6 protein-coding genes and 2 pseudogenes are annotated in these 9472 nt (G+C 47.0%); 4 read left to right on the forward strand and 4 right to left on the reverse strand.

What is annotated here, in order from left to right:
* Positions 1 to 50: 50 nt before the first annotated feature.
* Positions 51 to 2234 (forward strand): malate synthase G, encoded by a 2184-nt coding sequence (locus tag AB6E51_RS06640; RefSeq protein WP_136981763.1) that lies wholly within the window; start codon positions 51 to 53, stop codon positions 2232 to 2234.
* 211 nt (positions 2235 to 2445) lie between these two features.
* Here the strand turns inward: AB6E51_RS06640 and AB6E51_RS06645 are convergent, their stop codons facing one another.
* The gene (locus tag AB6E51_RS06645; RefSeq protein ID WP_136981764.1) at positions 2446 to 3873 is read right to left on the reverse strand and encodes an NAD-dependent succinate-semialdehyde dehydrogenase; all 1428 of its coding nucleotides are present in this window, start codon (positions 3871 to 3873) and stop codon (positions 2446 to 2448) included.
* 93 nt (positions 3874 to 3966) lie between these two features.
* Positions 3967 to 4755: an IclR family transcriptional regulator gene (locus AB6E51_RS06650; RefSeq protein WP_017064281.1), complete on the reverse strand. Its 789-nt coding sequence runs from the start codon at positions 4753 to 4755 to the stop codon at positions 3967 to 3969.
* A gap of 154 nt (positions 4756 to 4909) precedes the next feature.
* Between AB6E51_RS06650 and pta the strand changes: the two genes are divergently transcribed.
* Positions 4910 to 5983, forward strand: a complete 1074-nt coding sequence (gene pta, locus AB6E51_RS06655; RefSeq protein ID WP_372059002.1) for a phosphate acetyltransferase — start codon at positions 4910 to 4912, stop codon at positions 5981 to 5983.
* A gap of 71 nt (positions 5984 to 6054) precedes the next feature.
* A complete protein-coding gene (locus AB6E51_RS06660; RefSeq protein WP_372059000.1) occupies positions 6055 to 6822 on the forward strand; it encodes a TSUP family transporter in 768 nt (255 codons plus the stop codon).
* Positions 6823 to 6873: 51 nt separating this feature from the next.
* Here AB6E51_RS06660 and AB6E51_RS06665 read toward each other — a convergent pair whose 3' ends face one another.
* Entirely contained in the window at positions 6874 to 8595 is a 1722-nt protein-coding gene (locus AB6E51_RS06665) for a cobaltochelatase CobT-related protein (RefSeq protein ID WP_372058999.1), read from the reverse strand.
* A gap of 3 nt (positions 8596 to 8598) precedes the next feature.
* A pseudogene (locus AB6E51_RS06670) lies at positions 8599 to 9240 on the reverse strand (aerobic cobaltochelatase subunit CobS); the annotation flags it as partial.
* 99 nt (positions 9241 to 9339) lie between these two features.
* Here AB6E51_RS06670 and AB6E51_RS06675 point away from each other — a divergent pair.
* Positions 9340 to 9472: pseudogene (locus tag AB6E51_RS06675) on the forward strand (IS4 family transposase); the annotation flags it as partial.

A 9472-nucleotide genomic window follows, 5' to 3' on the forward strand; every position in this document is an offset into this window, starting at 1 on the left:
TAGTCACGAAAATTTATTGAGTAGCCATAAATTAGTTTGAGAGAGATTTTATGAGCAGTCGTATTCAACAGGGAAGCTTGAACATTGATAGCACCCTCTACCAATTAATTAATGAGCAGGTGATTCCTGGAACAGGCATTGTCGCTGAAGACTTTTGGCAATCATTTGCAACCATTCTTGAAGATTTGGCGCCAAAAAATCGCGCATTGCTTATCAAGCGTGAAGATCTTCAACATCAAATTGACGTTTGGCACCAAGAGCGTGCCGGGCAAACGCTAGATCCTGTAGAGTACAAACAGTTCTTACAGCAGATCGGTTATTTGGTTCCTGAAGGCGATGACTTTCAAGTGACGACAGCCAGCGTAGAACCTGAGATCGCAACACAAGCAGGGCCGCAGCTTGTGGTGCCAATCATGAACGCACGCTTTGCACTTAACGCAGCCAATGCGCGTTGGGGCAGTCTATATGATGCGCTCTACGGAACGGACGTGATCAGTGAAAGTGATGGCGCGGAAAAGGGTGGAAGCTTTAACCCTGCTCGTGGCGCTAAAGTAGTGACTTATGCTCGTGAGTTCCTTGATGATGCAGCGCCATTAAACGGTGTCTCTCATAAAGACGTGACCAAATACAGCATCAGTAACGCTAGCATCGGCAATAAGCTCATAGCGACACTCGATAACGGCGAAGAAGTCACTCTCATTGATAGCGACCAGTTCATTGGCTATCAAGGTGACGCAAGTTCCCCTTCGTGCATTCTTCTTAAACACAATAATCTGCACATCGAAATTCAAATTGACCCAAGCGCACCGATTGGTAGCGTTGATGTGGCGGGTATTAAAGATGTGTTGGTCGAAGCTGCCCTAACAACCATTATGGATTGCGAAGACTCGGTTGCTGCAGTTGATGGTGAAGACAAAGCATTGGCTTACCGTAACTGGTTAGGCTTGATGAAAGGTGATCTGCAAGAATCACTAGAGAAAAACGGCAAAACTATTGTTCGTAACCTTAATCCCGATCGCCAATACACCAGCGTGACGGGTGGTGAGATTTCACTAAAAGGCCGCAGCATGTTGTTCATCCGTAATGTCGGCCACTTGATGACTAACCCTGCGATTATTGATGCCGAAGGTAATGAAGTGCCTGAAGGCATTATGGATGGCATGATCACTTCGTTAATTGCGATGCATGATTTAAAAGGCAACAGCGCGTACCAAAACTCGACTGCGAACAGTATCAACATCGTAAAACCTAAGATGCATGGCCCTGAAGAAGTCGCCTTTACTAATGAATTGTTTGGCCGTATTGAAGATGCATTAGGGCTAGATCGATTCACGATAAAAGTCGGCATCATGGACGAAGAGCGTCGTACTTCGGTTAACCTTAAAGAATGTATTCGTGCAGCTAAAGATCGTGTTGTGTTTATCAACACAGGTTTCTTAGACCGAACGGGTGATGAGATTCACACCAGTATGGAAGCGGGGCCTTTTGCTCCTAAAACACAGCTGAAAACCATGACTTGGATTGGCGCATACGAAGATCAAAACGTTGATCTTGGCTTAGCTTGTGGCCTGCAAGGTAAAGCCCAGATTGGTAAAGGTATGTGGCCAGAGCCGGATAATATGGCGAAGATGATGGACGCGAAAATCGGACATCCACAAGCGGGTGCCAATACTGCTTGGGTTCCTTCTCCAACCGCCGCGACTTTGCACGCGCTGCACTATCACAAGGTGAGTGTACCAAGCCGTCAGAAAGAGCTTCGTGAGCGAGTGAGAGCCAATGTTGATGATATTCTTACTATCCCGCTACTGGGCAACCAAAAGCTGACTGCGCAAGATATTCAAAGTGAGCTGGATAACAACACACAAGGTATTCTGGGGTACGTGGTTCGTTGGATTGATCAAGGCGTTGGTTGTTCGAAGGTACCTGATATTAACGATGTCGGCTTGATGGAAGACCGAGCGACGCTGCGTATTTCAAGCCAACATATTGCGAACTGGTTACGTCACGGCATTTGCGAGGAAGCTCAGGTAATGAAAACCATGAAGCGCATGGCCGCAGTGGTGGATGAGCAAAACGCTGGCGACCAGAGCTACCGTAACATGGCGCCTGACTTTGAAAACAGCATTGCATTTTCAGCGGCGTGTCAGTTGGTATTCGAAGGCTGTGCTCAGCCGAGCGGTTACACCGAGCCAGTACTGCACGCGATGCGTCTAAAACTGAAAGCACAGGAATAGCGAAGCAACCGAATAACAAAAATAGAGAATGTAAAATACTAAAAAAAGAAACCCCCCTTTAACCGAGCCCAAGGTGCCGCGCTTTTATAGCGCGGCTTTTTTTTGATTCATTTTTGTGAAGGGAAAGGTGGAAAGTAGGTCAGGTTAGTGATCACTAAGACTTAATTATTTCCGAGCCCTAATCACTGCCAGAACTTAGTTACTACCAACCTTATTTTCCGCCAAAGCAAAGATACTTAATGTCCATGTACTCATCGATGCCTTCTTTCGCACCTTCACGGCCAATACCTGATTGTTTCACGCCACCGAAAGGCGCGACTTCGGTTGAGATCAGGCCATCATTAATACCCACCATACCGTACTCAAGTGCCTCTGCGATGTTCCATACTCGATGAATGTTCTGACTGTAGAAGTACGACGCTAATCCATAAATGGTATCGTTGGCCATCTCGATAAGCTCTTCGTCCGTGTCGAATTTCATCACAGGCGCGACTGGGCCAAAGATCTCTTGTTGAACGATGTCCATGCTGTGTTTTACATCTTTAAGAACAACAGGCTGAATGAAAAGCCCATTAAGCTCCTGAGTTGGCGTGACAGGCGCAGCACCTTGTTCAATCGCTCGGTTTATCAAAGCTTGGATGTTGTTCTTCGCATTCAGGCTGACAACAGGTCCAATCGTGACACCCTCATCTAAACCGTTACCAATCTTAAGCTGCTGAACCGCTTGATCGAATTTAGCCACAAACTCATCGTACACTTTACTGTGAACGTAGAATCGGTTTGCACAGACACATGTTTGACCTGCATTACGGAACTTCGACGCCATTGCGCCTTGAACGGCCGCGTCGATGTCAGCATCGTCAAACACAATAAAAGGTGCATTGCCACCAAGCTCCATAGAGGTGCGTTTGATGCCTTTTGCAGCTTGAGCCATCAAAATGCTGCCCACACGGGTCGACCCAGTGAAAGAGATTTTTTTGATCAACGGATGCGAAGTGAATAGGTTGCCCACTTGTTCAGGGCTTTCACCAAGAACGACTTGAAGTAGATCCTTAGGGATACCCGCTTGATAAGCCAGTTCAACCACAGCAAACGCAGAAAGCGGTGTCTCATCTGAAGGTTTCACGACAAAGCTACAACCCGCTGCTAAGGCAGGAGCCGCTTTACGAGTGATCATTGCAATCGGGAAGTTCCATGGCGTAATCGCACATGCGACACCAATAGGCTGCTTGATGGTCACCAAGCGTTTGCCAGCGACTGTGCTAGGAATGGAATCACCATAAGTGCGCTTCGCTTCTTCTGCAAACCATTCAATGAAGCTCGCGCCATACACCACTTCACCTGTCGCTTCGGCTAACGGCTTACCCTGTTCCATTGTCATGATTCGAGCAAGGTCATCTTTGTTTTCAAGGATCAACTGGTGCCAGCGATGAAGCAGTGCAGCACGAGATTTAGCAGGAATTTTTGCCCACTCTTTCTGTGCTAAATGAGCTCGTTCAATCGCGCTCGCTAACTCTGTTTTTGATGATACCGGTGCGTGCCCGATGAGTTCACCCGTTGCTGGATTGGTCACGGCAACCGCGTTATTCGCTTCTGTCACCATAAAAGAGAGTAAGCGCTGGTTATTAATTTCTAGCATGTGATTCCTTCTTGATGATTACTTAACACGTGTTGGTGCTGTTATTGAGTTGATGTCTATGCAGTGCTGATGATTCGCTTTAGCCTGCCAAGGTTATTCTTGCGCCCAGTTGTCTGCTTCTATCTTCGCTAATGCTTTTGCTGCTTTTTGAAGTGCGGGCAAGAATTTTATTGCTTCGTCCGGTTTCACTCGAATCACAGGTGCTTGTATCGCTAGGCCTAGGTTTGATTGACCTGTTGGTGAGGGTATCAGCACAGCGATACAGACTAAGCCTGGCAAAAACTCTTCATCATCAATAGCAAAACCTTGGATTTTCGCTTCTTCGATGTCTTTCTCTAGAGTCGAATAGTCGGTAATCGTGTTCACGGTGTATTGAGTCAGCGGCACGTTTTCAATTAATCGTCTGCGCTGCGACTTAGACATGTGTGCTAAAAACAGTTTGCCGGTAGCCGAGCAGTGCACGGGAACGCGAGAGCCGGGGTGCAGGTGAAAGCGAAGGGGGGCTTCAGTTTCGGCACGATCGAGATAGATGATTTCGCCACTTGAAAGAGCGGTCAGGTTACAACTCTCACCGACTTCTGCTCTCAGGTTCTCAAGGATAGTGCGTCGCGCGCTGTGCATGGTGCTATTCAAAAGTAGGTTTTCGGCAAGTTTTCTGAGTCGAATACCTGAGCTGTAGTGCTTTTCGTCGCCATCTCTTTGAATGATGCCCGCCGCTTCTAACTGTTGAAGCATTCGGTGCAGCGTGGGTTTTGGCAATCCGGTCTCTTCGACTAAACCTTGCAGAGAAATAAACTCGTCTTTTTGCGCTATCACCTCTAATAGTGCAAAAAGTCGGAGGGTCGGTGTATCCCCTTGAACTTGCGGTGTTTCTGTTTGCATACAGTGATTCATCCTTGCGATATGTCTATGCCTAAGAGTGTACATACCAAATCATTATTCTTCAATTATCTGAATAAAATTTGACCTTTTTTGTTATTCCAATAATATAAATATAAATTATGGAACAATTAATCTCAATAAATGGGATTTAAAGATGAATGCGATTGAACGGATTATTGATAAAGCTCATTTAGATCGTAAGCGCGTTGTTTTGAGTGAAGCGGAGGACCCGCGAGTGCTAGCTGCTGCAAGAATAGCAATCGACAAACAGCTCGCTCACATCACACTTGTGGGCGATGAATCGGCGATCATCGCTGCTGCAGAACTTCACCACATTAACCTCGCTGGCATTCATATTGTTTCTCCACAGGCGTCGTCACTCAAAGAAGTGCTCGCTGAGCGGCTGTATACATTAAGGAAAGCTAAAGGCATGACTTATGATGACGCCCTAGAGCTGGTTCAAGATCCACTTGTTTTTGCCAATTTGATGGTAAGGGAAGGACTGGTAGACGGCACAGTTAATGGCGCGGTTTATACCACGTCTGATGTGGTGCGAGCTGCGCTGCAGATTATCGGCCCTGCACCGGACAGCGAATTGGTGTCGAGTTTCTTCTTGATGATGCTGTGTGAGCCTTTCCATAATCTTAAAGGCGGTATGATTTTCAGCGATTGTGGTTTGGTGATTAACCCCACTGAAACCGAGCTGGCATCGATTGCCGTGGCCGCATCAAACAGTGCTCAAACGCTACTGATGGAAGAGCCTAAAGTAGCGATGCTGTCGTTTTCGACCAACGGGAGTGCCAAACACGAATCGGTCGATAAGGTTCGTAATGCTGCTCAACTCGTGAAACAACGTTGTCCCGGAATCGCCGTCGATCAGGACGTTCAACTCGATGCGGCGATTGTCACTGAAATAGCGGCGAAAAAGTTGCCTGATTCAGAGGTCAAAGGTCAATCTAACGTGTTGATATTTCCTAACTTAGAAGCCGGTAATATCGGTTATAAGCTTGCGGAAAGGCTAGGTGGGGCTGTTGCGATTGGCCCGTTGCTGCAAGGGCTGAATCAACCAGCGAATGACTTGTCCAGAGGCTGTAGTGCCGAAGATATCTTTAATGTCATTGCCGTTACCGCGGTACAAGCGCAGCAAGGGAAAGCATCTGACTCTAAGGCTGACTCTGAAGCTGATGTTGAAGAAAGAGAAGAGTCGGAGTTTGAATTCCGGTATTAACACTCGTTGCTTAAACTAATGCGGAATCTTGCACTCATATTTACCCCCAAATAACCTAATTAGGATAGCTAATGGAGTTACCTGTTTTACTCGCCATTCTTGCCACCATTGCGGTAGGTACTTATTTCCAAACTGTCACTGGATTTGGTCTCGGTATCATTGTGATTGGGCTAACGGTCAGCCTTAATTTGGTATCCCTACCCGTTATAGCCGCTGTGGTCAGTATTGTGACCTTGTTCAATTGCTTGGTGGCGTTGATGGGTAAGCCACTGCTTGGGGAACTCAAGATTCTGGTGGTGTTAGTCATCGGTATTATTCCCGGCGTATCGATGGGCGTGTACTTGCTGGACGCGTTGAGCGAGTCGGCAACCCAAATCCTACGAGGGCTATTGGGTGCCATGGTGTTGTTCGCTGGTTTGAGCTTTATGTTTAAACCTAAAACTAGAACGGTCCGTTCGACAACCGTATCTTTCCTTGTCTCAGGATTTAGCTCTGGGTTAGCGGGGGGATTATTTGGGATGGCAGGTCCACCGATTGTTTATCATCTCTATCGGCAACCTTTTTCGCTCGATCTGGTGCGAAGCACACTGCTGATGGTTTTCGCTTGTACGTCGATGTCCCGTACGGTCAATGTCTATGCGGCGGGCGACATGGAACAGAGCATATTGTGGTTATCCGCTATTGCTGTTCCTCTGGTGGCGCTTGTCACAATGTTTGCTCGGCGTTTCCCACCGCCGTTGTCTAATGATCAACTCAGAAAGCTGGTGTTTACGGTGTTAATGCTGATAGGCGGATATTTGATGGCTGCCTCTGCATGGTCGTTGTTTGGCTCCTCGTAAAACCATTCTCGACAAAGGAGGCTAGTGATTCGCTAGCCTAAGCTTCCCTGTTTAAACACGCTTTAGCATCTCAAATATGCTCCTAGATAGCCCAAACAAGCAGCTCTCTTGTACATCTAGCGTGATGTTGCTCCGATAGTACGGGCTCAAATCCACTCCCATTCCCACACCATGAAGCTCAATACCGTTTTTGGTCGACTCACGTTCAATCACCTGTTTGAGATGGTTATCTAAATAGAACTGATCGTTGGCGGTACTGGTAGCGGTATCCATCGGGCAGCCGTCTGAGAACACAATCAAAACCTTTCGCTGGGCGGTGTGCTGCTGCAATCGATGACTCGCGAACTGAACCGCTTCGCCATCAATCCCTTCTTTAAAGATGTCGGCTTTACGAAGACTCGCAATGCCAAGTCGAGAACGTCTCCAATGGGTATCAAAATCCTTAAACACGATGTGCCGAACTTCGTTTAAGCGGCCCGGGTGCTTTGGTTGGCCTTGTTTAAGCCACTGCCGATAGACCTTGCCACCGTTCCAGTTATTGGTCGTAAAGCCAATAATCTCGAAAGGGATGTTGGCCAGTCCAACGGATTTGAGAATTGTATCAATCAGTAGGCTTAGCTTGTGACTGTGCTTTTGCATTGAGCCAGAGCAGTCCATCAAAAATGTGGTGGCACATTGATGAGATGTACCGATGTCAGGTTGATAAAAGACAGTGCTATCCAATGGCGATGTGGCGAGCTTGGTGATGGTGGTGGCGTTAACAATGCCTTCTTCTAAATGGTCCTGACGTCGGTTCCTCTGTGGTGTGGCAACAAAGCTAGTAAGCATAGCGGCTAAACGGCGAGTGTTGACTTGTCTCGCCATGATGTCATCGGTTAGCTTTTGTCTCAGTTCGAGTAATAGGGTACGCCTGACGAGTTTGTCTGCGGCGATGACTTGATCAAATTCTGAATTAAAGACCTGATAATTGGCGCCCGACAACTCGAATACCTTGCTACTGCCTGTGATGTCGGTATCGACGTCTTGATCTTGAATGTCACCATCAACAATCAAGGCAAGCTGTGCAAGGATCTTGATGTCTTCTTCAACGGTTGGTGTGGGTGAGTTATCACTTTCCTGTTCTTGGATGATTAACTCTTGTGCAAGGGCTGCAAGCTCATTGGCACTGTGTGCAAACTGTTCTTGGTCTGTTCTATGTTGCTTTAAGCGTTTAAAGCTGTGACCGAAGGTAGGCACGATGCCGGCGCGAGTCGATTCAATGGTCTCAGCAATGGGTTCCGAAACCGGAACACCGGTTAAGCGGGTGTGGATGACTTGCATCAGAGTAAACAGCAACATGCCTATTCGTGATTCGGTGAAGCCATTCTGATGATATTGGTCGCTCCAATACGCAAAGTTGAACTGAATGCTGGTGGTAACGCCTTTTAGATAAGATGGAACTTGCGATTCAATTCGCACCTGCTCGCAGAAGTCATATAACAGACGTTCGACCTCGTTTTTCGGTCGCAATGAGTAGTGAAGATCAGCATCTGAAAGCAAGAGTCGTAATGCCGATGAATCGATCTTGCCTTGCATCGAAAGCTTACTGTTTTTCAGCTCGTGGCGAGATACAAAGGTGAGATCGTTGGTGTGGGCAGACTGGTAATAACAGGGCTTATTGCCTTTATAGAGTCGTTCTCCCCGATAGTTCAGATCGAGTTCACCACTGATTGCTCTGGCGACAGACACACCAATATCGAGGATCTTTTTCTGCTGAGAAGAAATATTGGCCATGGTTTACGACTCCGAGTGCGAATAATTTTGAGTATGCGCTTCCAAGGCTTCACCAAAGCAACGGAAATAGTATTCGCTAACCAGTTCTTTCTCTTCGTCTTCGCAGCGATTTAAGAATGAAAGCCTAAATGCCGTCGCTACATCGTCGAATATTTGGATGTTTTCAGCCCAAGTGAGCACTGTACGCGGAGACATCACCGTTGAAAGGTCGCCAGCCCGAAACCCGTTACGCGTTAAACCAGCGGTGGCGATCATTTTCTCTACTAATTGTTGACCGCTTTCATCGTTTAGCTCCGGGCGCTTTGACAACACTATCTTGGTTTCATGTTGTGGGTCTAAATAGTTGAGCGTAGCGATGATGTTCCATCTATCTAACTGACTGTGGTTAAGCACTTGAGTACCCGAATACAAACCTGAAAAATTACCCAAGCCAAGCGTGTTGCACGTAGCAAACAGGCGGAAAGAAGGGTGGGGAGTGATCACGCGGTTTTGCTCGAGAGAAGTGTATTTGCCGTCTTGCTCTAAGAGTTGCTGAATCACAAACATCACATCAGGTCGACCCGCGTCGTATTCGTCCAATACCAATGCGATGGGTTGCTGGATACTTTGTGGAAGAATGCCTTCCTTAAACTCTGTCATAGACAGGATCTTAAGAGCTAACTTGTTTATTTAGATAGAAAAAAGGCTTCATTTATGATCAGATAATCGTCGCCAAACAAACTACCTACATCAATAGTGAAGCCGATGACGATTATCTCCTTACAGAAGCAATTTAAGCAATTCTTTAATGCTGACACCCTCCAAAAAATGGCGAAAAGTACTGGCCTGATGAAACGGTGTCGGGCGATATTACCCGAGCAGCTAGTCATTAGCTTAG

The organism is Vibrio sp. 10N.247.311.47, assembly GCF_041467535.1.
GTDB lineage: Bacteria > Pseudomonadota > Gammaproteobacteria > Enterobacterales > Vibrionaceae > Vibrio > Vibrio crassostreae_C.

Excerpts from the sequence above, each read along its gene's own strand:
- AB6E51_RS06640 (WP_136981763.1), top strand. The coding sequence starts at position 51 with ATGAGCAGTCGTATTCAACAGGGAAGCTTGAACATTGATAGCACCCTC.
- AB6E51_RS06645 (WP_136981764.1), bottom strand. The coding sequence starts at position 3,873 with ATGCTAGAAATTAATAACCAGCGCTTACTCTCTTTTATGGTGACAGAA.
- AB6E51_RS06650 (WP_017064281.1), bottom strand. The coding sequence starts at position 4,755 with ATGCAAACAGAAACACCGCAAGTTCAAGGGGATACACCGACCCTCCGA.
- pta (WP_372059002.1), top strand. The coding sequence starts at position 4,910 with ATGAATGCGATTGAACGGATTATTGATAAAGCTCATTTAGATCGTAAG.
- AB6E51_RS06660 (WP_372059000.1), top strand. The coding sequence starts at position 6,055 with ATGGAGTTACCTGTTTTACTCGCCATTCTTGCCACCATTGCGGTAGGT.
- AB6E51_RS06665 (WP_372058999.1), bottom strand. The coding sequence starts at position 8,595 with ATGGCCAATATTTCTTCTCAGCAGAAAAAGATCCTCGATATTGGTGTG.